At 71.1% G+C, this 24,613-nt stretch carries 25 protein-coding genes and 1 pseudogene; 13 read left to right on the forward strand and 13 right to left on the reverse strand.

Annotation, left to right across the window (positions count from 1 at the left end):
• The 4 genes from pcaH to ABD355_RS12490 are packed head-to-tail and all read right to left on the reverse strand — an operon-like array spanning position 1 to position 3,417.
• The gene (gene pcaH, locus ABD355_RS12475; RefSeq protein WP_344400277.1) at positions 1-774 is read right to left on the reverse strand and encodes a protocatechuate 3,4-dioxygenase subunit beta; all 774 of its coding nucleotides are present in this window, start codon (positions 772-774) and stop codon (positions 1-3) included.
• Between the two features lie 44 nt (positions 775-818).
• Positions 819-2,021 (reverse strand): thiolase family protein, encoded by a 1,203-nt coding sequence (locus tag ABD355_RS12480; RefSeq protein ID WP_344400278.1) that lies wholly within the window; start codon positions 2,019-2,021, stop codon positions 819-821.
• Positions 2,018-2,662, reverse strand: coding sequence for a CoA transferase subunit B (locus ABD355_RS12485; RefSeq protein WP_344400279.1), 645 nt, complete (start codon positions 2,660-2,662; stop codon positions 2,018-2,020). Before ABD355_RS12485 ends, ABD355_RS12480 begins: the two co-directional genes overlap by 4 nt.
• Positions 2,662-3,417: a CoA transferase subunit A gene (locus ABD355_RS12490; protein ID WP_344400280.1), complete on the reverse strand. Its 756-nt coding sequence runs from the start codon at positions 3,415-3,417 to the stop codon at positions 2,662-2,664. Before ABD355_RS12490 ends, ABD355_RS12485 begins: the two co-directional genes overlap by 1 nt.
• 211 nt (positions 3,418-3,628) lie before the next feature.
• Here ABD355_RS12490 and ABD355_RS12495 point away from each other — a divergent pair, with 211 nt between their 5' ends.
• Positions 3,629-4,093 (forward strand): MarR family winged helix-turn-helix transcriptional regulator, encoded by a 465-nt coding sequence (locus ABD355_RS12495; RefSeq protein WP_344400281.1) that lies wholly within the window; start codon positions 3,629-3,631, stop codon positions 4,091-4,093.
• Positions 4,094-4,104: 11 nt separating this feature from the next.
• On the opposite strand, the gene ABD355_RS12500 is transcribed toward ABD355_RS12495, so the two are convergent.
• The gene (locus ABD355_RS12500) at positions 4,105-5,052 is read right to left on the reverse strand and encodes a DUF3048 domain-containing protein (RefSeq protein WP_344401193.1); all 948 of its coding nucleotides are present in this window, start codon (positions 5,050-5,052) and stop codon (positions 4,105-4,107) included.
• 263 nt (positions 5,053-5,315) lie between these two features.
• On the opposite strand from ABD355_RS12500, the gene ABD355_RS12505 reads away from it, so the two are divergent.
• Positions 5,316-6,506 (forward strand): zinc-dependent alcohol dehydrogenase, encoded by a 1,191-nt coding sequence (locus tag ABD355_RS12505; RefSeq protein ID WP_344400282.1) that lies wholly within the window; start codon positions 5,316-5,318, stop codon positions 6,504-6,506.
• Positions 6,507-6,596: 90 nt separating this feature from the next.
• Here ABD355_RS12505 and ABD355_RS12510 read toward each other — a convergent pair whose 3' ends face one another.
• Positions 6,597-7,667, reverse strand: coding sequence for an ATP-dependent DNA ligase (locus tag ABD355_RS12510; RefSeq protein WP_344400283.1), 1,071 nt, complete (start codon positions 7,665-7,667; stop codon positions 6,597-6,599).
• Between the two features lie 74 nt (positions 7,668-7,741).
• On the opposite strand from ABD355_RS12510, the gene ligD reads away from it, so the two are divergent.
• On the forward strand, positions 7,742-8,767 hold the full coding sequence (gene ligD / locus ABD355_RS12515; protein ID WP_344400284.1) for a non-homologous end-joining DNA ligase: 1,026 nt from the start codon (positions 7,742-7,744) through the stop codon (positions 8,765-8,767).
• Positions 8,768-8,890: 123 nt separating this feature from the next.
• The gene (locus ABD355_RS12520; protein WP_344400285.1) at positions 8,891-9,928 is read left to right on the forward strand and encodes a LacI family DNA-binding transcriptional regulator; all 1,038 of its coding nucleotides are present in this window, start codon (positions 8,891-8,893) and stop codon (positions 9,926-9,928) included.
• Between the two features lie 56 nt (positions 9,929-9,984).
• Here ABD355_RS12520 and ABD355_RS12525 read toward each other — a convergent pair whose 3' ends face one another.
• Positions 9,985-10,335 carry a helix-turn-helix transcriptional regulator gene (locus ABD355_RS12525; RefSeq protein WP_344400286.1) on the reverse strand — a complete coding sequence of 117 codons (351 nt, stop codon included), beginning with the start codon at positions 10,333-10,335 and terminating at the stop codon, positions 9,985-9,987.
• A gap of 132 nt (positions 10,336-10,467) precedes the next feature.
• Between ABD355_RS12525 and ABD355_RS12530 the strand changes: the two genes are divergently transcribed.
• On the forward strand, positions 10,468-11,148 hold the full coding sequence (locus ABD355_RS12530) for an ANTAR domain-containing protein (RefSeq protein ID WP_344400287.1): 681 nt from the start codon (positions 10,468-10,470) through the stop codon (positions 11,146-11,148).
• Between the two features lie 21 nt (positions 11,149-11,169).
• Here ABD355_RS12530 and ABD355_RS12535 read toward each other — a convergent pair whose 3' ends face one another.
• Positions 11,170-11,955: a VOC family protein gene (locus ABD355_RS12535; RefSeq protein WP_344400288.1), complete on the reverse strand. Its 786-nt coding sequence runs from the start codon at positions 11,953-11,955 to the stop codon at positions 11,170-11,172.
• A 215-nt stretch (positions 11,956-12,170) separates the two neighbouring features.
• Between ABD355_RS12535 and ABD355_RS12540 the strand changes: the two genes are divergently transcribed.
• Positions 12,171-12,422 carry a WhiB family transcriptional regulator gene (locus tag ABD355_RS12540; RefSeq protein WP_344400289.1) on the forward strand — a complete coding sequence of 84 codons (252 nt, stop codon included), beginning with the start codon at positions 12,171-12,173 and terminating at the stop codon, positions 12,420-12,422.
• Positions 12,423-12,491: 69 nt separating this feature from the next.
• Here the strand turns inward: ABD355_RS12540 and ABD355_RS12545 are convergent, their stop codons facing one another.
• From ABD355_RS12545 to ABD355_RS12555, 3 genes are all read right to left on the reverse strand, one after another.
• On the reverse strand, positions 12,492-13,466 hold the full coding sequence (locus ABD355_RS12545) for an acyl-ACP desaturase (RefSeq protein ID WP_344400290.1): 975 nt from the start codon (positions 13,464-13,466) through the stop codon (positions 12,492-12,494).
• 214 nt (positions 13,467-13,680) lie between these two features.
• The gene (ddaH, locus tag ABD355_RS12550; RefSeq protein ID WP_344400291.1) at positions 13,681-14,457 is read right to left on the reverse strand and encodes a dimethylargininase; all 777 of its coding nucleotides are present in this window, start codon (positions 14,455-14,457) and stop codon (positions 13,681-13,683) included.
• Positions 14,458-14,594: 137 nt separating this feature from the next.
• A complete protein-coding gene (locus tag ABD355_RS12555) occupies positions 14,595-16,208 on the reverse strand; it encodes an ABC-F family ATP-binding cassette domain-containing protein (RefSeq protein ID WP_344400292.1) in 1,614 nt (537 codons plus the stop codon).
• A 300-nt stretch (positions 16,209-16,508) separates the two neighbouring features.
• On the opposite strand from ABD355_RS12555, the gene ABD355_RS12560 reads away from it, so the two are divergent.
• Positions 16,509-17,180 carry a GOLPH3/VPS74 family protein gene (locus tag ABD355_RS12560; protein ID WP_344400293.1) on the forward strand — a complete coding sequence of 224 codons (672 nt, stop codon included), beginning with the start codon at positions 16,509-16,511 and terminating at the stop codon, positions 17,178-17,180.
• A 183-nt stretch (positions 17,181-17,363) separates the two neighbouring features.
• Here ABD355_RS12560 and ssgD read toward each other — a convergent pair whose 3' ends face one another.
• Positions 17,364-17,780 carry a spore wall synthesis regulator SsgD gene (ssgD, locus tag ABD355_RS12565; RefSeq protein ID WP_344400294.1) on the reverse strand — a complete coding sequence of 139 codons (417 nt, stop codon included), beginning with the start codon at positions 17,778-17,780 and terminating at the stop codon, positions 17,364-17,366.
• Between the two features lie 250 nt (positions 17,781-18,030).
• Between ssgD and ABD355_RS12570 the strand changes: the two genes are divergently transcribed.
• The 4 genes and pseudogenes from ABD355_RS12570 to mmpA all read left to right on the forward strand — a co-directional run bounded on the left by ABD355_RS12570 (position 18,031) and on the right by mmpA (position 20,954).
• Complete coding sequence (locus ABD355_RS12570) at positions 18,031-19,107, forward strand: WD40/YVTN/BNR-like repeat-containing protein (protein ID WP_344400295.1); 1,077 nt, start codon at positions 18,031-18,033, stop codon at positions 19,105-19,107.
• Positions 19,108-19,161: 54 nt separating this feature from the next.
• On the forward strand, positions 19,162-19,494 hold the full coding sequence (locus ABD355_RS12575; protein WP_344400296.1) for a plasmid stabilization protein: 333 nt from the start codon (positions 19,162-19,164) through the stop codon (positions 19,492-19,494).
• Positions 19,495-19,600: 106 nt separating this feature from the next.
• Positions 19,601-20,284, forward strand: a pseudogene (locus tag ABD355_RS12580) (endonuclease V); the annotation flags it as partial.
• 526 nt (positions 20,285-20,810) lie between these two features.
• Positions 20,811-20,954 carry a morphogenic membrane protein MmpA gene (gene mmpA, locus ABD355_RS12585; RefSeq protein ID WP_181922587.1) on the forward strand — a complete coding sequence of 48 codons (144 nt, stop codon included), beginning with the start codon at positions 20,811-20,813 and terminating at the stop codon, positions 20,952-20,954.
• 9 nt (positions 20,955-20,963) lie between these two features.
• Here the strand turns inward: mmpA and ABD355_RS12590 are convergent, their stop codons facing one another.
• The gene (locus ABD355_RS12590; protein ID WP_344400297.1) at positions 20,964-22,142 is read right to left on the reverse strand and encodes a saccharopine dehydrogenase family protein; all 1,179 of its coding nucleotides are present in this window, start codon (positions 22,140-22,142) and stop codon (positions 20,964-20,966) included.
• A 186-nt stretch (positions 22,143-22,328) separates the two neighbouring features.
• Between ABD355_RS12590 and ABD355_RS12595 the strand changes: the two genes are divergently transcribed.
• Both ABD355_RS12595 and ABD355_RS12600 read left to right on the forward strand, forming a co-directional pair.
• Positions 22,329-23,465, forward strand: a complete 1,137-nt coding sequence (locus tag ABD355_RS12595; protein WP_344400298.1) for a CaiB/BaiF CoA transferase family protein — start codon at positions 22,329-22,331, stop codon at positions 23,463-23,465.
• Positions 23,462-24,604 (forward strand): acyl-CoA dehydrogenase family protein, encoded by a 1,143-nt coding sequence (locus ABD355_RS12600; protein WP_344400299.1) that lies wholly within the window; start codon positions 23,462-23,464, stop codon positions 24,602-24,604. Before ABD355_RS12595 ends, ABD355_RS12600 begins: the two co-directional genes overlap by 4 nt.
• Positions 24,605-24,613 lie beyond the last annotated feature (9 nt).

Raw genomic sequence — 24,613 nt, forward strand, 5'->3', positions numbered from 1 at the left:
TCAGCGCCCTTCTTCGATCCAGGTGGCGTGCGGCCCGTCGAGCACGATGTCCCAGTGGTAGCCCATCGAGAACTCCGGCACGGACAGGTTGTGGTCGTACGTGGCGACCAGCCGCTGCCGGGCCGCGTCGTCGGTCACCGACTGGATGATCGGGTCGTACGGGAACAGCGGGTCGCTCGGGAAGTACATCTGCGTCACGAGCCGCTGGGTGAACGCCGTGCCGAAGAGCGAGAAGTGGATGTGCGCGGGCCGCCAGGCGTTGAGGTGCTGACGCCACGGGTAGGGGCCCGGCTGCACGGTGGTGAAGTGGTAGTGCCCGTCGTCGTCGGTCAGCGTGCGGCCGACGCCGGTGAAGTTCGGGTCCAGCGGGGCATCGTGCTGCTCGCGCTGGTGGGCGTAGCGGCCGGCCGAGTTGGCCTGCCAGATCTCGATGAGCTGACCGCGGATCGGACGCCCGTCGCGGTCGAGCAGCCGTCCGGAGACGGTGATGCGCTCCCCGATCGGTTCGCCGGTGTGCTGCCGGGTGAGGTCGTTGTCGATCTCAGTGATGTCGCGCTCGCCGAAGGCGGGGGAGGAGAGCTCCACCAGCTCCGGGTCCTTCGTCACGTCGATGGTGATCGGCGGCTGCTTGGGGTGCCGCAGGACGGACGAGCGGTACGGCGCGTAGTCGCGTCGCGGCTGGTGCTCCACGGGCGCCCCGTCGGCGATCCGCTTCTCGTACGCGGCGTGCTCGGCCGCGATCTCCTGGTCGATGTCGTGCTGGGTGAGAGTCATGGGGTCCCTGGGGCTTCCTGGGTGTTCTTGACGCCTGGGTGTTCTCAACGTTCGAGGACCAGGGCGAGGCCCTGGCCGACGCCGATGCAGAGGGTGGCGACGCCGGTGCCGGAGCCGCGGCGGGCGAGCTGGTGCGCGACGGTCCCGGCGAGCCGGGCACCGGAGGCACCGAGCGGGTGACCGAGGGCGATGGCGCCGCCCTGCGGGTTGAGGATCGCGGGGTCGAACTCGGGCCATTCGGCGACGCAGCCCAGCACCTGGGCGGCGAACGCCTCGTTCAGCTCCAGCACGGACAGGTCGGCGAAGGTCCTGCCCGCCTTGGCCAGGGCCCGGTTGACGGCCTCGACCGGGGCGAGGCCGAAGTAGTGCGGGTCGACGGCGTTGACGCCGGTCGCCGAGACACGGGCCAGCGGCTCGCGGCCGACCGCTGCCAGGCCCTCCTCGTCGACCAGCAGCAGGGCGGCGGCGCCGTCGTTCAGGGGCGAGGCGTTGCCCGCGGTGACCGTGCCCCCGTCCTTACGGAAGGACGGCTTCAGCTTGGCCATCGCGGCGAGGGAGGCGTCCGCGCGTACCGATTCGTCGGCGGCGAAAGCGACCGGGTCGCCCTTGCGCTGCGGGATGGAGACGGGGGCCGACTCCGCGTCGAACAAGCCCTGTTGCTGGGCGGCGGTCGCCTTCTGGTGCGAGGCGAGCGCGAACTCGTCCTGCTGCTCCCGGCTGATCTTGTGCTTGTCGGCGATCAGTTCGGCCGACTCGCCGAGCGGGATGGTCCACTGCGGGTCCATCTGCGGGTTGACCATGCGCCAGCCCAGCGTGGTGGAGTACAGCTCGGTGTGGGCGGCCGGGAAAGGCTTGTCGTTCTTCGGCAGCACGTACGGGGCGCGGGTCATCGACTCCACGCCCCCGGCGACGGCGATGTGGGCGTCGCCGACCGCGATGGCGCGGGCCGCCTGGACGACCGCCTCCAGGCCGGAGGCGCACAGCCGGTTGACGGTCACCCCGGGCACGGAGGTCGGCAGCCCGGCCAGCAGGCCGGCCATACGGGCGACGTTGCGGTTCTCCTCGCCCGCCCCGTTCGCGTTGCCGAAGTACACGTCCTCGATCCGGGAGGGCTCCAACTGCGGTGTCCGGGCGAGGAGTTCACGGATCGCGTGGGCGGCCAGGTCGTCCGGGCGGACGGAGGCGAGGCCGCCGTTGTAGCGGCCGATCGGGGTGCGCACCGCGTCGACGATGTAAACCGTGTTCACAGCAGGTCCTCCGCAACGGTCAGCTTGGCGCCGGTCCGGGTGATGACCTCGTCGAGGCTCACGCCGGGGGCGACCTCGGTCAACACGAGCCCGTCCGGTGTCACGTCGATCACGCCGAGATCGGTGATGACTCGGTTCACACACGCCTTGCCGGTCAACGGCAACGCACACTCCTCGAGGATCTTCGCCGCGCCGTCCTTGGCGGTGTGGGTCATCACCACGATCACCGTGCGCGCCCCGTGCACCAGGTCCATCGCCCCGCCGATCCCGGTGATCAGCTTCCCCGGGACGGCCCAGTTCGCCAGGTCGCCACGCGCGGAGACCTGCATCGCGCCCAGCACCGCGACATCGATGTGCCCGCCCCGGATCATCGAGAACGACAGTGCCGAATCGAAGAAGGACGCCCCCGGCAGGACGGTCACGGTCTCCTTGCCGGCGTTGATCAGATCCGGGTCGACGGCGTCCTCGGTGGGGTAGGGGCCGGTGCCGAGGATCCCGTTCTCCGACTCCAGCACCACCTCCACGCCCGCCGGGAGGTAGTTCGGGATCAGCGTCGGCAGCCCGATGCCGAGATTGACGTACTGCCCGTCCTCCAGCTCGCGCGCGGCCCGCGCGGCCATCTGCTCGCGTGTCCAGGCCATCAGCTGCTCACCGTCCGCTGCTCGATCTTCTTGTCGCCTGTCTGCTCCGGTGTCAGGGCGACCACCCGCTGCACGAAGATCCCCGGCAGATGCACCGCGTCCGGATCGATCTGGCCGGGTTCCACCAGCTCCTCCACCTCGGCGATCGTGACCCGCCCGGCCATCGCGGCGAGGGGGTTGAAGTTGCGGGTGGACTTGTTGAACACCAGGTTCCCGTGCCGGTCGCCCTTGGCCGCCCGGACCAGCGCGAAGTCGGTGCGGATGCCGCGCTCCAGCACATACTCGGTGCCGTCGAACTCCCGCACCTCCTTCGGCGGCGAGGCCAGTGCGACCCCGCCCTGGCCGTCGTAGCGCCAGGGCAGTCCGCCGTCGGCGACCTGTGTGCCCACCCCGGCCGGGGTGTAGAAGGCCGGGATTCCGGCCCCGCCCGCGCGCAGCCGCTCCGCCAGCGTGCCCTGCGGGATCAGCTCCACCTCCAGCTCCCCGGCCAGGTACTGCCGCGCGAACTCCTTGTTCGCCCCGATGTAGGAGCCGGTCACCCGCGCGATGCGCCCGGCCGCGAGCAGGACCGCAAGGCCCGTCTCCATCGCCCCGCAGTTGTTGGAGACCACGCTCAGCCCGGACACGCCCCGCTCGTACAACGCCCCGATCAGCACGTTCGGCACACCGCTCAGCCCGAACCCGCCCACCGCGAGCGATGCACCCTCCGGCACATCCGCCACCGCCTCCGCGGCCGTGGCGACCACCTTGTCCATCCGTGAAGCCCCATCCCGTCCGAGCGCCCGGTCACGAATTAATCAGGGCACTGAGTATTTCGGTGAAGTTTCCTTCACGCTGCCACCGGAGCCGCCGGACGTCAAGACCCCCGAGAACCACAAGGTCAGTAGCCGGGGGCAGCTCTACAGACAGTCGAGTGGGCGACCGGTATCGTTCAGTGCACCAACGAATTCGACCTCGGGAGCGCACATGGCCGCGGTGGACCTCACCACCCACCCCGGGCACCTGGCCCGGCGACTGCAGCAGGCCCACTACCTGCTGTGGAACACGATGGTCTCGGAGGAGATCACCTCGCCGCAGTTCGCGGTCCTCAACGCGCTCGTCGCCGAGCCGGGCCTGGACCAGCGCACGGTGGGGGAGCGGGTGGGCCTCGACCGGTCGACGATCGCCGAGGTGATCAGCCGGCTCGGGCGCCGCGGGCTGCTCGACAAGGTGCGTGATCCGCAGGACGGCCGCCGTTTCCTGCTGCGCCTGACCGAGGACGGTGTGCGCACCCACCGCAAGCTGACGGTGCGCACGGCCCGGATGAACCAGGTCTTCCTGGCCCCGCTCTCCGCCGAGGAGCAGTCGGTGTTCTTCGACCTCATCCGGCGGGTCGCCGATGCGGCCGAGGGGCTCCGCAACCCGACGGAACCCCTCGTGGCACAGGGCTGAGCGCACCGGCCCTAGCCCGGTGCCTTCGTCAGCAGCACCCATACCTGGCCCTGCGCGAAGTCGGCCGGCTTGCCGTCCCTCGTCGTGAACCGTGTGCCGTCGGTGGCTTTCCCGCGCTGCCAGTTGACGTCGTAGACCCGTCCGTCGCGCAGGACCTGCGCCTTTCCGGAGCCGACCGTCTCGGTGTACGGCGTGTTGTTGCCGAGGCGGTCGTGGAAGGCGGACTGGCGCACCTTCACGTACTGCACGACGACCGTCGCCGGTGCCACCCGCTTTCCGTCGGTCGTCGTGGTGGGTTTCCCGTCCATCGTGACGAGGTAGCGGTGCAGGCCCGCGGACCAGGTGAAGGTGAAGCCGGCGGCCGGGAAGCGGATGGTGCGGGTGTTCTCCGGTCTGCCGCCGGCCGGTGCGGCGCCGTAGCGGAAACCGGTGGTCAGCGCCTTCGCGCCCGGTGGCGACGACATCAGGCGGGCAGGGTGCAGATACAGGTTGTGCGGTGCGGGTCTGTCGGTGCCGCGGAAGTAGGCGCTGGGCGCCTTCTCGGGTGGCTCCGGCTGCAGGGGCGCGCTGTTGATCAGCGGCAGCAGCTTGTGCTGCGCCCCGGAGAAGGCGAGCACCGGACGGTGGAACTGGCGCAGCAGCTCCAGATCGGACTCCCGGGCGCTGCGCACCGGCCCGACGACCTTGGGCAGCGTGCTCGCGTACACGGCCATCAGACGGCTCAGGCCGCCCTCGACCTGTTCCGCGTACACGACGTCCGCCGAGTCGAGCCCCGTCTGGGGCCGGGCCTCGGGCGCGTTGTCGATCTTCACGGCGAGTACGGGGGCGCCCGCGGCGGTCTCCCGCGGCTGCCTGGGGGTCTGCGTCCGGCCGCGGCCGTCCTGCGCCGGGCCGTGCTGATGTGTGCAGCCCGCCGCCAGCGCGGCCGTCGTCGTGGCGGCCAGCAGCGCCACTGTCATCGAGGCGCGTCGCGGACGCGCCCACCGTCCCGTGCTCACCGTGGCCACCACATCCCGTGTCAGTGATTGTGCGCTTATACGTTCATTGATGCCCATACCCGCTCGGTTCTGATTGCGCGCGTTCGATACGCCCATTGGCCCTGACCGGCGCCGGGCCCTGTTTCGGGCTGTGCTCCCGATCCCGCTTCGGGAAGCGGCGGGGCGGGTACCCGGGCGGCACCGCAGGAGCAGACACACCTGTGCGATGGAGGGAGCGCCACGCGATGAAGGCTGTGACCTGGCAGGGGAAGCGGGACGTACGGGTGGAGGAGGTGCCCGATCCGGGCATCCAGGAGCCGACCGACGCCGTCATCCGCATCACCTCGACGGGGCTGTGCGGCTCCGATCTGCATCTGTACGAGGTCCTCACACCGTTCATGACACCGGGTGACATCCTCGGGCACGAACCGATGGGCATCGTCGAGGAGGTCGGGGCCGCGGTGCCGGACCTCGCGGCGGGCGACCGGGTGGTGGTGCCGTTCCAGATCGCGTGCGGCAACTGCTGGATGTGTCTGACGGGGCTGCCGACGCAGTGCGAGACCACACAGGTGACCGGCGAGGGCATGGGTGCGGCTCTCTTCGGCTACACCCGCCTGTACGGCGCGGTGCCGGGCGCCCAGGCCGAGTACCTGCGGGTGCCGCAGGCGCAGTACGGGCCGATCAAGGTCCCGGAAGGTCCGCCCGACGACCGTTTCGTCTATCTGTCCGACGTCCTGCCCACCGCCTGGCAGGCGGTCGAGTACGCGGGGATCCCCGAGGGCGGCAGCGTCGCGGTGCTCGGTCTCGGGCCGATCGGTGACATGGCCTGCCGTGTCGCCCAAGTGCGCGGCGCCGGGCGGGTGTTCGGGGTGGACCTGGTGGGCGAGCGGCTGCGCCGGGCGAAGGCGCGCGGCGTGGAGACGTACGACCTGCGGAGCTTCGACAGCGAGAAGGAGCTCGTCCAGGCGATCCGTGACGAGACCGACGGGCGCGGGCCCGACGCCGTGATCGACGCGGTCGGCACCGAGGCCCACGGCAGCGCGGCCGCACGGCTGGCCCAGCAGGCCTCGGCGCTGCTGCCCCGCAAGATCGCGGGCCCGCTCGCCGAACGCTTCAGCATCGACCGCCTCGCCGCCCTGCACACCGCCATCGAACTGGTCCGCCGCGGCGGCACCCTCTCCCTCGTCGGCGTCTACGGCGGAACGGCCGATCCGATGCCGCTGCTCACCATGTTCGACAAGCAGATCCAGATCCGCATGGGCCAGGCCAACGTGCGCCACTGGAGCGACGAGATCATCCCGTATCTGACGGACGAGGACCCCCTCGGCGTCGACGACTTCGCCACCCACCGGCTGCCGCTGACCGACGCCCCGCACGCGTACGAGATGTTCCAGCGCAAGCAGGACGGCGCGGTCAAGGTACTCATGACGCCGTAGGGCATCAGCCCGTCCGGCGTTTGAGGACGAGGCCGTTCAGGCCGAACGGGGGTCTGGGGCGGAGCCCCAGGGCAGCTGTGGCACCGCCGGTCAAGCCCCAGCCCCGAAGATCTCCGCGAGGTCGTACCGCACCGGCTCCTCCAGCTGGGCGTAGGTGCAGCTCTGTGCGGTGCGGTCCGGGCGCCAGCGGCGGAAGCGGGCCGTGTGCCGGAACCGGGCCCCGTTCTCCATGTGGTCGTACGCCACCTCGGCAACCCGCTCCGGTCTCAGCGGCACCCAGGACAGGTCCTTCTTGCTCGACCAGCGGCTCGGGGCACCCGGCAGCCGGGCCGTCTCGTGCGCCGTCTCGTCGGACCAGGCCGCCCAGGGGTGCCCCGCGGCGTCCTCCATCCGCAAGGGCTCCAGTTCCTCGATCAGCTCCGCGCGCCGCTTCATCGGGAACGCCGCCGACACGCCCACGTGCTGCAGGGCGCCCCGGTCGTCGTAGAGGCCGAGCAGCAGTGAGCCCACGATCGGGCCGCTCTTGTGGAAGCGGTAGCCCGCGACGACGACGTCCGCCGTGCGCTCGTGCTTGATCTTGTACATGGCGCGCTCGTCCTGGAGATACCGCAGGGTGAGCGGCTTGGCGATGACGCCATCCAGGCCCGCCCCCTCGTACTGCTCGAACCAGCTCTGCGCCACGTCGATGTCGGTGGTGGCCGGCGCGAGGTGGACCGGCGCGGTGACCTCGGCCAGCGCCCGCTCCAGCAGTGCCCGCCGGTCGGTCAGCTGCACGTCGAGCAGTGACTCGTCCGCCAGGGCCAGCAGATCGAAGGCCACGAAGGACGCCGGGGTCTTCTCCGCGAGCATCCGCACCCGGGAGTCCGCCGGGTGGATGCGCTCGGTGAGCGCGTCGAAGTCAAGACGGCCCTCCCGGGCGATGACGATCTCCCCGTCCAGCACGCACCGCTCGGGCACCCGTTCCTTCACCGCGGTCACCAGCTCGGGGAAGTACCTGGTCAGCGGCTTGCCCGTACGGCTGCCGAGCTCGACCTCGGTCCCGTCGCGGAACACGATCGCCCGGAAGCCGTCCCACTTCGCCTCGTAGTGCATGTCCGGCGGGATTCTTGCCACCGACTTGGCGAGCATCGGCTTCACGGGCGGCATCACCGGCAGATCCATGGTTCCGATTCTGCTCGCATACGCCGCTTGTCGCCCGGTATGCGAGGTTTACGAGGTGCGCCTACCGTGGCCGCATGGGTGAAGCGGTGGAGCTGGAAGCGGGCGGCCGCACCGTCCGCCTGTCCAGCCCGGACAAGATCTTCTTCCCGGAGCGCGGTTTCACCAAGCTGGACCTCGCCCGGTACTACATCGCGGTCGGCCCCGGCATCCTGCGCGCCCTGCGCGACCGGCCCACCACCCTGGAGCGCTACCCGGAGGGGGTGAACGGCGAGAACTTCTTCCAGAAACGGGCGCCCAAGAACATGCCCGACTGGATCCCGACCGCCCACATCACCTTCCCCAGCGGTCGCAGCGCCGACGAGATGTGCCCCACCGAGGAGGCCGCCGTCCTGTGGGCCGCCCAGTACGGCACGCTCACCTTCCACCCCTGGCCGGTGCGCCGCGACGACGTGGACCGCCCCGACGAACTGCGCATCGACCTCGACCCGCAGCCCGGCACCGACTACGACGACGCCGTCCGCGCCGCCCATGAACTGCGCGTCGTCCTCGACGAGTTCGGCGGGCTCAAGGGCTTCCCGAAGACCTCCGGCGGCCGCGGACTGCATGTCTTCGTGCCGATCGAACCGCGCTGGACCTTCACCCAGGTGCGCCGCGCCGCCATCGCCGTGGGCCGGGAGATGGAACGCCGGATGCCGGACCACGTGACGATCAAGTGGTGGAAGGAGGAGCGGGGCGAGAAGATCTTCATCGACTACAACCAGACCGCCCGCGACCGCACCATCGCCTCCGCCTATTCCGTACGACCCCGCCCGCACGCCCCGGTCTCGGCGCCCCTGAGGTGGGACGAGGTGGGCGTCGCGCACCCGCGGGACTTCGACATCGCGACCATGCCCGCGCGCTTCGCCGAACTCGGCGACGTGCACGCGGACATGGACGACCGGCGCTTCTCGCTGGAGGCCCTGCTCGAACTCGCCCGCCGTGACGAGCACGACCACGGGCTGGGGGATCTGCCGTATCCGCCCGAGTACCCCAAGATGCCGGGGGAGCCCAAGCGGGTACAGCCGAGCCGGGCGAAGAAGCAGCCGCCTGCAACCCCCTGACGAGCGCGGCGGGGGAAGACCTGGTCGCCACGGCGCGTCCCGATGATCCGAGAGCGCTCTCACGGCGCCGCCCGCCCGGAGCTATCCTGATCGGCAACCGCCGAGCAGGAGCAGGAGCCCGAAGTGACCGACACAGCGCCGCGCCCCACACTGGAGGCCGTGGCCGCCCGGGCGGGCGTGTCCCGGGCGACCGCCTCACGCGTGGTGAACGGCGGCGACGGGGTCAGGGAACCCCTGGTGGCGCGGGTCCGGCGGGCGGTGGAGGAACTCGGGTACGTGCCCAACCAGGCCGCCCGCAGCCTGGTGACGAGACGGCACGACGCCGTGGCCGTGGTCATCGCCGAGCCGGAGACCCGCGTCTTCGCCGACCCCTTCTTCGCGTTGCAACTGAGGGGCATCAGCAAGGAGTTGACGGCCCATGACAACCAGCTCGTGCTGCTGCTCACCGAGGGCCGCGACGACCACGCCCGCGTCGGCCGCTACCTGGCCGGCGGTCATGTCGACGGTGCCCTCGTCTTCTCCCTGCACCTCGACGACCCGCTGCCCGGGCTGATCCAGCACGCGGGCGTGCCGACCGTGTTCGGTGGGCGGCCCGGCTGGAGCGACGGCCGCAGCGGGGTGGTGTACGTCGACAGCGACAACCGCGGCGGCGCCCGCGAGGCCGTACGCCATCTCGTCGGCCTCGGCCGGACCCGGATCGCCCACATCACCGGGCCCCTCGACCAGACGTCCGCGGCGGACCGGCTCGACGGCTTCCGGGACGTCATGGTCGACGCCGATCCCCGGCTCATCGTCGAGAGCGACTTCACCCCGGCCGGCGGTGAGCGGGCGATGCGCGAACTCCTCGAGCGCCGCCCCGACCTGGACGCCGTGTTCGCCGCCAACGACCTCACCGCGGCGGGTGCCCTGCGCGTGCTGCGCGAGCGCGGGCGGCGAGTGCCCGAGGACGTCGCCGTGATCGGCTTCGACGACATGCTGCCGGTCGCCGAGCAGAGCGATCCGCCACTGACGACGGTGCGTCAGGACATCGAGGAGATGGGCCGGCTGATGGCCCGGCTGCTGCTGCGCCGCCTCGGTTCCCGCTCCACCGACCAGGGCGTCGCAGGCGCACCGTCCAGCGTGGTCCTGCCGACGACACTCGTGCGACGGGCCTCGGCCTGAGCCGAATCGACAGCGTGTCCGCCGTGCGCGGGCGGCTGGGCCGGACGGTGGTGACGTCAGGCCGTGGCGTGGGACCGTGTGCTGTTGGGCGAGCTGCCGGAGCGGTCCGCCTCGTCCTGCACGAGCAGCGAGAGCAGTGCTGCCACGGTCAGTCCGGCCTCGGCCGGATGGCGCAGGACCTTGCTGGGATCGATCCGGTAGGTGTTGGTCCGTCCCTCCCTGGTGTGGGAGAGATAGCCGGCCTCTTCCAGGTCGGAAATGATCTTCTGGACGGCGCGTTCGGTGAGGCGGCAGCGTGCGGCGATGTCGCGGATCCGGGCGCTGTGGTTGTCGGCGATTGCTGCCAGTACGCGCGCGTGATTCGTGACGAACGTCCATCCGGTGTGTGGCTCGGGCACTCCATCCATGTCCCAACTGTAGCGACTCACTATTCGCGCATTCAAAAGCACGTACTGGATTTCATGTATTTCTTGACGTGTGCGGGGGAAGAGGGGAACCTTGGGAGCGGAGACGGACGAGCACTCGAGGGAGAGAAGGCCATGCCGGAGCCTGCGCAGTCCGCGCAGACATGCCTGGTGACGATCGACGTGGTACCGGACGGCGATCGCATGAACGTCCGGGTGTGCGGTGAGCTCGACCACGGCGGCCGACAGCTCGAACGCGGCCTGACGGAGGCCCTGGACGGCTCGGCGAGCGGTATCGACCTGGACCTGAGCGCCATCGGTTTCTGCGACTGCTCCGGCCTCAACCTGCTGCTCGGTCTGCGACGGAAGGCTCTCGACGAGGGCAAGACGATCACCATCGCCTCCAGCGGCCCTCCGGTCGACCGGCTGCTGGAGCTGACCGGCGCCCGGGAGCTGTTCGCGCGCCCCGGCTCCGACGATGCCGGGAGCACCGGGCCGGATGCCGCCGGTGACGGACTGAACGCGCCGGAGGCGGTCGATCAGGAGCTGCGCAAGGAGGTCGCCGAGCTGCGACGGGCGATGCAGACCCGGCCCGCCATAGATCTGGCCCGCGGCATCCTGATGGCCTCCTTCAGTCTGAGCCCCGAGTTGGCGTGGACCGTGCTCGTCACGGCCTCCCAGAACACCAACACCAAACTGCACGTCCTGGCCCAGGACCTGGTCGGCACCGTTCAGGGCACGCCGCTGCCCGAGCAGGTGCAACAGCAGCTGGCGGCCGCGGTCGCCCAGGCGCGCGCGGCCGTCCCGCTGGCATGACCGTCGGGCCTCCTCGTCACCTCACGTCTGCGGCGCTGCGCTCTTGATCACCGCGAATCGGGCGCCGTAGGGGTCGGCGAGTTTGGCGAAGCGGCCCACGCCCTCGATGTCGGTGGCGGGGACGCGGATCTCGCCGCCCAGTTCCTGCGCCCTGGCGACCGTGGCGTCCGTGTCGGCGACCTCGAAGTACGGCAGCCAGTAGGCGCGGTCCTCCGACGGGTCCTCGGCGAGCGGGACGATGCCGCCGAACATGGAGTCCTCACCGCCCCCGGCGGGGTTCACGGTCGTGTACGTGCCGCCGGGGAAGTCCACCGCCGCCGTCTCCAGGCCCAGCGTCTCGTGGTAGAACCAGGCGGCCGCGGCGATGTCCGGGGTGTACAGCTCGACCCAGGACAGCGCCCCCGCCTCGTTCGCCACATCCACGCCCTTCGTCCGGCCGGGCTGCCAGATGCCGAAGGGCACGCCCGCCTTGTCGGCGAGGACCGCCATGTGTCCCTCGCCCATCACGTCCATGGGCGGCATCAGCACACTGCCGTGCGCCTGCTCGGCCGCCTTGGCGGTGGCCTCGGCGTTCCCGCTCTGGAAGTACACCGTCCAGGACGGCGGGCCCTGCTCGGGCGTGGTCTGCACTCCGCCCGCCGCGGTCTTCCCGTCCAGCTGGAAGAAGCCGTATCCGCCGGCGTCCGGCCCCGCCGACTGGAACCGCCAGCCGAAGAGTCCGCCGTAGAAGGAGATGGCGCCGTCGATGTCGGGGGTGCCGACGTCGAGCCAGTTGGGAGCGCCGTTGACGAAACGGGTGGTGAGCATCTTCGCCCTCCTCGGAAGGGTCCCGTTCTCTGCACTGCCGAGTCTTGCACCGCCCACTGACAATCGCTGCCGGAGCCCAGGTTCCGCCGGCTTCCGCGCGCCGCCGTGCGCCGCGGTGGGTCAGGGCGCCACCATCAGGGTGGCCGGGGGCCCCGCCGGGCGGCGTTGATGACGCGTTGATCGAACGTTTTTCGGCCCCCGGCACGATCTCGTCCATGCACATCGACACCATCACCCCGGCCGACTTCGCCTGGCAGGCCCAGGCTCAGGCGCTGTGCGCGCAGACGGGGGCGGACTTCTTCTTTCCGGAGCCGGGCAGCTCGGTGCGTGAGGCGAAGCGCATCTGCGGTATGTGCGAGATGCGCCCGGCCTGCCTCGAGTACGCCCTGGAGAACGACGAACGCTTCGGCGTCTGGGGCGGCCTGTCGGAGAAGGAACGCCTCGAACTCAGGCGGACGACACGGTGAAGCGGCCGGTACGCGCGTGCGTACCGGCCGCTTCCCGGCCCGAAGCCGGGCCCGGTCTCAGGTGTGCCGTCAGCCTGCGGCGCGCGCCGCCATGCGCGCCTTGCGTGCAGCGAGCTTCTCGTCGAACTTCAGGGCCTCCGCGTCCAGCCCGCCCAGGAACAGCCCGAGTTCGTCCTGGGCCTGCTGCCCCTCGGGGCCGAGGCCGTCGATCTCCATGATCTTCAGGAAGCGCAGGACCGGCTGGAGCACGTCGTCGTGGTGAATGCGCAGGTTGTAGACCTCGCCGATCGCCATCTGCGCGGCGAACCGCTCGAAACCGGGCATGCCGTGGCCGGGCATCCGGAAGTTCACCACGACGTCCCGGACCGCCTGCATGGTCAGGTCGGGAGCCAGCTCGAAGGCGGCCTTGAGGAGATTGCGGTAGAAGACCATGTGCAGGTTCTCGTCGGTGGCGATCCGCGCCAGCATGCGGTCGCAGACCGGGTCGCCGGACTGGTGGCCGGTGTTGCGGTGCGAGATACGGGTCGCGAGCTCCTGGAAGGCCACGTAGGCGACCGAGTGCAGCATCGAGTGCCGGTTGTCCGACTCGAAGCCCTCGCTCATGTGGGCCATGCGGAACGCTTCGAGCTTGTCCGGGTCCACCGCGCGCGAGGCGAGCAGATAGTCGCGCATCACGATGCCGTGCCGGCCCTCCTCGGCGGTCCAGCGGTGCACCCAGGTGCCCCAGGCGCCGTCACGGCCGAACAGCGAGGCGATCTCGTGGTGGTAGCTGGGCAGGTTGTCCTCGGTGAGCAGGTTCACGACCAGTGCGATCCGGCCGATCTCGGTGACCTTGGACTGCTCCTTGTCCCAGGCCTCGCCGTCCTCGAACAGACCGGGGAAGTTACGGGCGTCCGACCAGGGCACGTACTCGTGCGGCATCCAGTCCTTGGCGACCTTCAGATGGCGGTTGAGTTCCGTCTCGACCACTTCCTCCAGGGCGTACAGCAGCTTGGCGTCGGTCCAGACGGCGGGGCTGCCGAGGTGCGGGGAAGTGATCGTCACGGGAACTCCAGGGGGACGCGTAACAAAGGGGACAGGCCGGCGAGCGGTGCCGAACCTACGGGATCGTAGGCTACGAAACCGTAGGTTACGAAGCCGTAGGTTAAGCACGCTGTAAAGATCCCTGATCAGGGCATGTTTCCCAGAACTTCCGAGGAACCCCGAAAAGCCCCAGGACCCGCAGGTCCCAGGGCTGAAAGGGTGACCGCCGCACCCGTCAGGCGTACAGCTCCCGCAGGCGCACCGAGAGACATGTCACACAGCCCTCGAGCTTCTCGAACTCGCTGATGTCCACCACGACCGGATCGTGACCGAGGTCGGCGAGCAGCTCCGCCGACTTCGGTGCGCTCGCCGCCATCAGCAGCTTGCTGCCGCCGAGCAGCACCACGTGCGAGCCCGACTCCTCGGGCACCGACAGGAAGCGCGGGAACAGCGACGGCCGGTCCACCTTGGGGATGTGCCCGATCACCGTCCCGTCAGGCAGCGCCGTGACCGCCGACTTCAGATGCAGCACCTTGCTCACGGGTACGGCGACGACCCGCGCCCCCAGCGGCTCGAAGGCGGCCCGCAGCTGCTGGACGCCGGCCGCGTTGGTGCGGCCGCCCCGGCCGACGTAGATCGTGTCGCCGATCTTCAGCACGTCGCCGCCGTCCAGGGTGCCCGGCTCCCAGATCCAGTTGACCGAGCAGCCGAGGCGGGCGACGGCCTCCTCGACACCGGCCGTCTCCTCCCGCCGGGAGTCGGCGCCCGGCCGGGTGATCAGTGCGACGTTCTTGTACATGACGACGGTGTCCTCGACGAACACGGAGTCCGGGCAGTCGTCCTCCGGGTCCACCTCGACCGTCTCCCAGCCGTGCTCGCGCAGGGCCTCGACATACGCCTCCCACTGCTCGACCGCGAGATCGAAGTCGACCTTCTCCCGCTCGATGTGCGTCACCAGCCCTTCGGCGAGGCGGGGGCTCGGGCGGCGGACGAGGGCCTTCTTGCTGGGCACGACGGAACTCCGAATCGGCGGGACGGCAGACCGGGCGCCCATGACGCGACACCCGGTCCGCCATCATGCAGCGCCGATCCACCACGGCAAAACCCTCGTTGCCAGGCTGTGCCCCTCCTGAGACGCGCGATCGGCGGCTATCCGATCGCCTCAGGCGTCGTCTCCTGCAGTTCGCCGTCCAGCAGCAGCCACCGGGTGATCCCGATCGACTCCAGGAACGGCAGATCGTGGCTGGCCACGATCAGCGCCCCTTCGTACGACTCCAGGGCCGAGGTCAGCTGCCGCACGCTCGCCATGTCGAGGTTGTTCGTCGGCTCGTCGAGCATCAGCAGCTGTGGTGCGGGTTCGGCCAGCATCAAAGCGGCCAGGGCCGCCCGGAAGCGTTCCCCGCCGGACAGGGTGGCCGCCTTCTGGTCGGCGCGGGCCCCCCGGAACAGGAAGCGGGCAAGGCGCGCCCGGATCCGGTTGTTGGTGGCGGCCGGCGCGAACCGGGCCACGTTCTCGGCGACCGACAGCTCGCCGTCGAGCACGTCGAGGCGCTGCGGCAGGAAACGCAGCGGCACGTGCGCGTGCGCCTCACCCGCCACCGGCGCCAGCTCCCCGGCGATGGTGCGCAGCAGCGTCGTCTTGCCGGAGCCGTTGCGCCCGATCAGCGCCACCCGCTCCGGGCCGCGCAGATCAAGACCACCGGCCACGCGCGCGCCGTACGCGAGCTGCAGGTCCATGAGGGTCAGGACGGTACGGCCCGGCGGTACGGCCGTGTACGGCAGGTCGACGCGGATCTCGTCGTCGTCCCGTACGGCGTCCACCGCCTCGTCGAGCCGTTCCTTCGCCTCGCTGAGCCGCTCCTCGTGCATGATGCGGTGCTTGCCCGCGGACTCCTGCGCCGCGCGCTTGCGCGCCCCCATGACGATCTTCGGCTCGCGCTTCTGGTCCCACATCTTCTGCCCGTACCGTTTGCGCCGGGCCAGCTTGACCTGGGCGTCGACCAGTTCGCGCTTCTGCTTCCTGAAGTCGGCCTCCGCGACGCGCACCATCCGCTCGGCCGCCTCCTGTTCGGCGGCGAGAGCCTCCTCGTACGCGGAGTAGTTGCCGCCGAACCAGGTGACCTCCCCGGAGCGCAGATCGGCGATCTGGTCGACCAGTTCCAGGAGTTCGCGGTCGTGGCTGACCACGACCATCACTCCCGGCCAGGACCCGACGGCGGCGTAGAGCCGCCTGCGCGCATACAGGTCGAGGTTGTTGGTCGGCTCGTCCAGGAGCAGGACGTCCGGGCGGCGCAGCAGCAGTGCGGCCAGCCGCAGCAGCACCGACTCGCCGCCCGACACCTCGCCGATGGTGCGGTCCAACTCGATGTGCGCGAGGCCGAGTTCGCCGAGCGTGGCGAGCGCGCGTTCCTCCACGTCCCAGTCGTCGCCGACCGTCTCGAAGTGCTCCTCGGCCACGTCGCCCGCCTCGATGGCATGCAGCGCGGCCCGCTGTGCGGCGATGCCGAGCGCCTCGTCGACGCGCAGCTCGGTGTCGAGCGTGACGTTCTGCGGGAGGTAGCCGACCTCGCCCGCGACGCGTACGGCGCCGTCGGCCGGGGCGAGCTCACCGGCGATCAGCTTCAACAGGGTCGATTTCCCGGATCCGTTGACGCCGACGAGCCCCGTCCGGCCGGGAGCGAAGGAGACATCGAGGCCGTCGAAGACGGGGGTGCCGTCGGGCCAGGTGAAGGACAGGGACGTACAAGTGAGGGAAGTAGACATACGGGCCTCGCGGTTGCTCGGTGCGGTCAGGGGCAAACGCGTATCGAGACACCGGAGACCTACGACGGGAGAGGAGAGCCCTGGGGCACGAAAAAAGCCCTGCTCCGTCAGGACGGCTCGAACGCCGAGGTCGCACGCAGCGCACACACCTCATGTGTGTGACACGGTGTCTCAGGACCTCAGACGAGCAACGTCCTTCTCCAATCGACGGCAACAGAACCGCTGTACACCGTAGGAGGCGGTCCGCGGACTGTCAACGGATTAACGTGCTCTGCGCCCTCACCGCACGAAGGAGTTCCCGTGCCCAACGGCCCGCTCTCCCTGCCCGCCCGGCTCTATCTGCTGGCCTGGGACACCCGCACCGCCGAGGTCACCGCCGCCGCCCGCCTGCACCATCTGGTGCGGGCCGGCGCCCTCACCGAACTGGCCCAGCGCTGTCTGCTCGTCGACGAGGACGGCATCGCCACGCCCGCCGACCTGGACTCCCTCACCGGGGACGCCGTCCTTGACGGGCTCCTGGAACTGGTCCGCGAGTCCCGGCCGCACCGCTGGCAGACCTGGGTGACGCTGCACGCGCGCGTGACCCTCGACGCCGTACGGGAGCAACTGACGGCGGAGGGCTGTCTGCGGGCGGAGAAGAAGCGGGTCCTCGGGGTCTTCCCGAGCGTGGAGCACGTACTGGCGCGGGCGGACGTCGTGGACGCGCTGCGTGCGGGGGCACGGCAGGTTCTGGAGGGCCCGGTGCCGGTGGCGGAGGTCTCTGACCGGGACGCGGCCGTGGTCGCCCTCGCCGCCGCCGCGGAGCTGCCCACGCTGGTGCCGGGCAAGGACCGCAAACGCCTCCACGCGCGCGTGGCGGAGCTGACCGAGCGCAGTGGGGCGGCGGCACCCGCGCTGCGGAAGGTCGTCACCGAGGTGCACTCGGCGGTGACCGCGTCCCGCACGGCGGCCGCCGCGGCCACGGGCAGCTGATGTCGGATACCTGCCGGCCGCCCTGGAGCGACGCCCTGGTCCACCGCGCCGCGCGGGAGCTGCTGGGAGCGGGGACGTACCGGGGGCTGGGGGCCTTGATTCAGTACCGGTTGGCGGGCTCGCCGCGTGGACGCGACCAGCCACGATGGTGCTGCTGACCATCGCGCTTCACTCGCGGAGCGCTCAGCAGGCGTCCCGAATCAGCTCCGCCAGGTCATGGTCCAGATCCAGCTGCAGATGCTCCAGCCCCACCGGCACCAGTGCACTCGTGGCGTCGAGGAACCGGCGTATCTCGTGCGACCGGACGTGCACGACGGCGGTGCCCTCGGGCGCGTGGAACTCCAGGACGGTGCGCTCGTAGCCGTACGGCCGCACGCGCACGTCGCCGTGGCCCTCCGGCTCGTGCAGACCGGCCGAGAGGAGGTCGCGGGCGAACGTCCAGCAGACCTCCACGCCCTCCAGGGTGGCAGGCGCCGGGAAGGTCATACGGACCGCGAACGGGTCGCTGCGGTCGTAGTGCAGCTTCGCAGGGATGCTCGGCATGCGCGGCGCGGCGGCGACGAGGCGGGCCTCCACGGGTTGTTCGATGACGGTGGACAACGCCTTGCTCCCTTGTGACGTCTGGACGGACTTCCGAGTGGATTGGGCCGGGCACTGCTAGAGACGCTGGAATCAGCCAATCCGTGCACACCTATTCCGAGTGACCTGCGTCACCGCATTCATGCACAGGAGTGACGCAGTGCATTTCCCGTGCACCGACGGGCAGTTGTGGAAAGGGCCGCCATCTGGACGGGATCCGGGGTGTCGGATAGCTTCGCCCGCCATGAGGCGTATGGGGAACACGCGACGAATGAGACGTACGTTTCGGACAGTGGCCGCAGGGGCGGTGTGCTCGGCCGCGCTGGCCGCCCTGACCGCCGTACCCGCACAGGCACAGCAGCCCGGGCACCCAGCGCCGCACTGGGAACTCAAGGACACCGGCGCGACCGGTGTGCGCTTCCGGGGGCTCGCGGCCGTCAGCCGGGACACCGCCTGGGTGGCCGGGACCGGCGGCACCGTGCTGCGCACCACCGACGGCGGGGCGAGCTGGCGGAACGTCTCGCCGCCGGGCGCCGGCGAGCTGCAGTTCCGGGACATCGAGGCGTTCGACGCGCGGCGCGCCGTGGTGCTGGCCATCGGCGAGGGCGAGGCCTCCCGCGTGTACCGCACCGACGACGGCGGCGCGAGCTGGACCGAGTCCTTCCGCAACACCGACACCAAGGCCTTCTACGACTGCCTCACCTTCTTCGACCGCCGCCACGGCCTCGCCATGAGCGACCCGGTGGACGGCAAGTTCCGCATCCTGTCGACCGGCGACGGGGGCCGCTCCTGGAAGGTGCTCCCCAGCGACGGCATGCCGGCCGCCCTGGACGGCGAGGCGGGCTTCGCGGCGAGCGGGCAGTGCCTGGTCGCCTCCGGCCCCTCGGACGTCTGGCTGGCCACCGGCGGCGGTGCACGCGCGCGCGTGCTGCACTCCGCCGACCGCGGGCTCACCTGGACGGCCACCGACACACCGGTCCCGGCGGGCGATCCGGCGAAGGGCGTCTTCGCGCTCGCCTTCCGCGACCGCACCCATGGGCTCGCGGTCGGCGGCGACTACCGCCCCGACCAGGCCTCCCCGCAGGCCGCGGCCCGCACCTCGGACGGCGGCCGCACCTGGCAGCCCGCCGACACCCCGCCGCCCGCCTATCGCTCCGGCGCCGCCTGGCTCCCGCACAGCCGCACCGCCGCCCTCGCGGTCGGCCCCACCGGCACCGACCTCACCACGGACGGCGGCCGCACCTGGCGGACCGTCGACACGGGGTCGTACGACACCGTGGACTGCACTGCGGACCTGGGCTGCTGGGCGGCGGGGGAGCAGGGAAGGGTGGCTCGTCTGGAGCGGTGACGCATGGGGTGAATGCGGGTACTCGGTCGCGGACTGCGAAAGGAGTGAGCGAGCATGCCCGCAGGTTCCAGCTCCAAGCGTGAGCGCCAGTACGAGCACATCAAGAAGAGCGCGCAGGACCGGGGTGAGAGCACCGGACGGGCCAAGGAGATCGCGGCGCGGACGGTCAACAAGGAGCGTGCCCGGTCCGGCGAGTCCAAGTCCGCCAGCCGCAGCTCCACGAAGGACATGTCCTCCGGCAAGCGCGGTGGCCAGCGGTCCGGCCAGGGCTCCCAGGGCCCCACCCGCGACCAGTTGTACAACGAGGCCAAGCAGCGCGGTATCGAGGGCCGTTCGAACATGAACAAGGACCAGCTGCAGCGCGCGCTGAACGCGAAGAAGGGCTGAGCTCCCCGTCCCCCGCGACAGCGAGGATCCCCCGCCGTCGCGGGGGTCCTTGCGCCCGGCGGCGAGGCGTCCGCCGCCCGATCAGGGGCCGTACGCTCGTCCCATCATGACGACCGTACGCATCCCCGCGGGCTGGCCCGCGACCGAGGAACAGGCCCGCGCCGTACAGGACCGGCTGCGGGCACAGGTGGTGCTCGACGAGCCGGGGCCGCCGCCGGGCACCGGCCATGTCACCGGTGTCGACGTGGCGTACGACGACGAGCGGGACGTCGTCGCCGCCGCGGCGGTCGTCCTGGACGCGGCGACCCTGGAGGTCGTCGCGCAGGCCACGGCGGTCGGCCGCATCTCCTTCCCGTACGTCCCTGGTCTGCTCGCCTTCCGCGAGATCCCCACCGTCCTCGCCGCCCTCGACGCCCTGCCGTGCCCGCCCGGCCTGGTCGTCTGCGACGGCTACGGCCTGGCCCACCCGCGCCGCTTCGGCCTCGCCGGCCACCTCGGCGTCCTGACCGGCCTGCCCACGATCGGCGTCGCGAAGAACCCCTTCACCTTCACCTACGCCGACCCGGCCACCCCGCGCGGCAGCACCTCGCCCCTCCTCGCGGACACCGAGGAGGTCGGCCGCGCCCTCCGCACCCGCGACGCGGTCAAGCCGGTCTTCGTGTCGGTGGGCCACCGAGTGACCCTCGACAACGCCTGCGCCCACACCCTGGTCCTCACCCCGAAGTACCGCCTGCCGGAGACGACCCGCAGAGCGGACGCGTTGTGCCGCAAGGCATTGCGGGAGGCCGCCGCCCCGAGGAAACCCCTGGCCGACCGTGCGGCGGCGGACCCCACCCGGTCGTGGGGGCGCACCCTGTTCGAGCGTCAGTCCGACCCGGTGACCTGGGCGGGCCGGGTGCTGCGGGCGGCGGCCCTGGGGCAGCGGCGGACGCCGGAGATCGAGGCGGCCCTGGAGTTCGCGGGGGACCGCGACCGGTGGAGCCATGGACGCGAGGTGTTCGAGCTGGTCCGCCGCGGATGGGCGGACGAGGAACAGTTCACGCCGGAGCAGCGGATCGTGTTCCGCCTCGCGGAGCTGGTCGGCAAGGTCGCCCACAACGAGGCCGGGCCTCCGCCGTTCTTCGACCACCACGCGGGGTGGCAGATCGGCCCCCTCGCCTGGAGGCTCGCCGCCGCGGCCGACCCCGCCGTGCGGGACCGGATCGCGGTCGCGCTGGGCGAGCGGCCGCCGGAGCCGCTCGACGGGTGATCTGAGTACCCGGACTGAGTACCCGTACGGATGTGGGTGCGGGGCGTCGGTCGGCAGGGTGTGGCTCATGACGACGCACCGTGCCTCGAAGCCCCTCGCCGATCCCAACCGTCCCGTCGAGCGGGCCGTGACGGCCGCGCTGGTCCTTGCCGTGCTGGCGGGGCTCGGCTGGATCGCCGGGATGCTCTACACGGTGGCCGGCTGGTCCTGAGGGGCCTGCTCAGCGGCTTGCGGCCACCCGGAAGGTGAGGCCCGCCCTGCGCAGGCGTTCGGTCAGTGCGTCGCCCATCGCGACCGCCGTGGTGACCTGACCGGCCGTCGGGGGCAGGTCGTCGAAGGCCAGCGACAGCGCCGACTCGGCGAACATCTTCGCCGTCTCGTCGTACCCGGGGTCGCCGCCCGCGACCTCCGTGAGCACCTGCCGGCCGCCGCCCTCGCCCACGAAGCGGACCTTGAACCAGCTCTTCGCCCGCTTCTCGGCGCTCGGCCCCTCGCCGGGCTTGAGCCGGTCGGACAACCACCGCCGCGCGGGCGGCAGTTGGGCGGCCGCGAAAAGGCCGCCGACGGCCGCGATCCCGCCCACGGCCACGGGCAGGTGCCGCACCGCCGCGTAGTGGCGGTAGCGGAAGTCGGGGCCGTAACGCTCCAGGGCCTTCGCGGAGCGGCCCACGATCTGCGCGTCGATGGTCGGCAGCGGCAGCGCCCACGCGCCGACCTCCTTCGCGAACCGCGGCACACCCGTGGGCGCGGCGGCCCGCCGCCCCACCAGGCGCGGCTCGTGCCGCTTGCGGTCCCGCTCGGCGGCCAGCATCGGCCGCACCCGCGAGAACTGGTTCAGGGCAGAGGCGAACGTCCCGCCGGAGAAGGTGGCGTCCGCCGTCACGAACCCGTCCACCGTCAGCGGCACCCCCTCGGGCAGCTGCCGCACGGTGAAGTACGCGCCCAGGTCATGGGGGATCGAGTCGAACCCGCAGGCGTGCACCAGCCGCGCACCGGTCTCACGCGCGCGTGCATCGTGGCGGACGTAGGTCAGGTCGACGAACTCGGGCTCACCGGTGAGGTCGAGATAGTCCGCACCGCTGTCCGCGCAGGCGGCGACCAGCTCTTCGCCGTACGTCACATACGGTCCCACCGTCGTGGCCACCACACGCGCGTGCTCCGCGAGTTCGCGCAGTGACGCCGGGTCGGCCACGTCCGCCCGCAGCACCCCGACCTTCCCGTTGCCGGGCAGCCGCTCGCGCAGCCGCTCCAGCTTCTGCTCACTGCGGCCGGCGATCGCCCAGCGCAGATCGTCGGGCGCATGCGCGGCGAGGTACTCCGCGGTGAGCGTCCCGACGAAGCCCGTGGCTCCGAAGAGCACGATGTCGTACGGACGGTCCGTCCTGTTCAGCCTGCTCATGACACCCCTCGGTCCGCAGCACGCGCCGTTGTCGGTGGCCGAGGCTAGCGTGAAGAGTGCGGAGCCCCGACAGCGACCTCGGCGCAACTTGGCTAAGCGCTTGCTCTCCCAGGTCTTGTGTCCGCTGAAACGTGTTCCTAACATCACTAGTGTTACAGCAGTTGTGTCACGACCCCTGGGGACTGCATGGCAGAGGCAAAGACGCCTGGACACGGCCCGCTCTCCGGCGTGCGCGTGGTCGAGCTGGCCGGTATCGGGCCCGGCCCGTTCGCCGCCATGCTCCTCGCCGACCTGGGCGCCGACGTCGTCCGCGTGGACCGCCCCGGCGGCGTCGGACTCGCGATCAACACGGAGTACGACATCACCAACCGCAACAAGCGCTCGGTGATCGTCGACCTGAAGTCCGCGGACGGCCCCGCGCGCGTCCTCGACCTCGCCGCGCGCGCCGACATCCTCATCGAGGGCTACCGCCCAGGCGTGGCCGAACGCCTCGGCGTAGGCCCCGAGGCCTGCCACGCCCGCAACCCGGAACTCGTCTACGGCCGCATGACCGGCTGGGGCCAGCAGGGCCCCCTCGCCCACCGCGCAGGCCACGACATCGCGTACATCGCCCTCACCGGCACCCTCGGCATGATCGGCAGCCCGGACGAGCCCCCGGCCGTCCCCGCCAACCTCCTCGGCGACTACGCGGGCGGTTCCCTCTACCTGGTCGTCGGCGTCCTCGCCGCCCTCCACCACGCGCGCGCGGGCGGCACCGGCCAGGTCGTCGACGCCGCCATCGTCGACGGCACCTCCCACCTCGCCGCGATGATCCACGGCATGTTCGCCGCCGGCGGCTGGCAGGACCGGCGCGGCGCCAACCTCCTGGACGGCGGCTGCCCGTACTACGGCACCTACGAGACGGCCGACGGCAAGTACATGGCCGTCGGCGCCCTGGAACCGCAGTTCTACGACGAGTTCGTACGCGTCCTCGGCATCCCGGAGCACGCCGACGCCCGCAAGGACTGGACCCGCTGGGGCGAACTGCGCGAGGCGGTCGCGGCCGGCTTCAAATCCCGCACCCGGGACGAGTGGACGGCCGTCTTCGAGGGCTCCGACGCCTGCGTGGCGCCCGTGCTGTCCCTGCGCGAGGCCCCGCACCACCCGCACCTCGCCGCCCGCGGCACCTTCACCGAGCACGGCGGCATCACCCAGCCCGCCCCCGCCCCCCGCTTCTCCGCCACCCCCACGGCCGTACGCAGCGGCCCCGCGCAGCCCGGCGCCGACACCGCCGACGTGGCACGCGACTGGGACGTACCCGACCTCCTGAAGGGCCCCGAATGAAACGGCAGATCTTCGCCCCCGAGCACGACGCGTTCCGCGCGACCGTGCGTGCCTTCCTGGCCAGGGAGGTGCTGCCGTACTACGAGCAGTGGGAGAAGGACGGCATCGTCTCCCGCGACGCCTGGCGGGCGGCCGGCAAACAGGGCCTGCTCGGACTCGCCGTGCCCGAGGAGTACGGGGGCGGAGGCACCTCCGACTTCCGCTACGCCACCGTACTGGCCGAGGAGTTCACCCGCGCGGGTGCTCCCGGGCTCGCCCTCGGCCTGCACAACGACGTCATCGGTCCCTACCTCACCGGCCTCGCCACCGACGAGCAGAAGCGGCGCTGGCTGCCCGGCTTCTGCGACGGATCGATCATCACCGCCATCGCCATGACCGAGCCCGGCGCCGGGTCCGACCTGCAGGGGATCCGTACGCACGCCGAGGACCGGGGCGACCACTGGCTGCTCAACGGCGCCAAGACGTTCATCTCGAACGGGATCCTCGCCGACCTGGTGATCGTCGTCGCGAAGACGACCCCGGAGGGCGGCGCCCACGGCCTGTCCCTTCTCGTCGTCGAACGCGGCACGGCCGGCTTCGAGCGCGGCCGCAACCTCGACAAGATCGGCCAGAAGGCGCAGGACACGGCTGAGTTGTTCTTCACCGACGTGCGCGTGCCCAAGGAGAACCTGCTCGGCACGCTGAACGGCGCCTTCGGCCATCTGATGACCAACCTCGCGCAGGAGCGCCTCAGCATCGCCGTCGCCGCGATCGCGGCCGCCGAGCACCTGCTGGAGATCACCACCGAGTACGTCAAGGAGCGCGAGGCCTTCGGCAGGCCGCTCGCCACCAAGCAGCACATCCGCTTCGAGATGGCCGAGATGGCCACCGAGTGCGCGGTCACGCGCGCGTTCCTCGACCGCTGCGTGGAGGAGCACTCGGACGGCCGGCTCGACGCCGTGGACGCCTCCATGGCCAAGTGGTGGGCGACCGAGCTGCAGAAGCGGGTCGCCGACCGCTGCCTCCAACTGCACGGCGGCTACGGCTACATGACCGAGCACCCGGTCGCCCGGGCCTTCACCGACGGCCGTATCCAGACCATCTACGGCGGAACCACCGAGATCATGAAGGAGATCATCGGCCGTTCCCTGCTGGGCTGAAGCGCATCG

The organism is Streptomyces longisporus, assembly GCF_039532765.1.
In the GTDB taxonomy this organism is placed as follows: domain Bacteria; phylum Actinomycetota; class Actinomycetes; order Streptomycetales; family Streptomycetaceae; genus Streptomyces; species Streptomyces longisporus.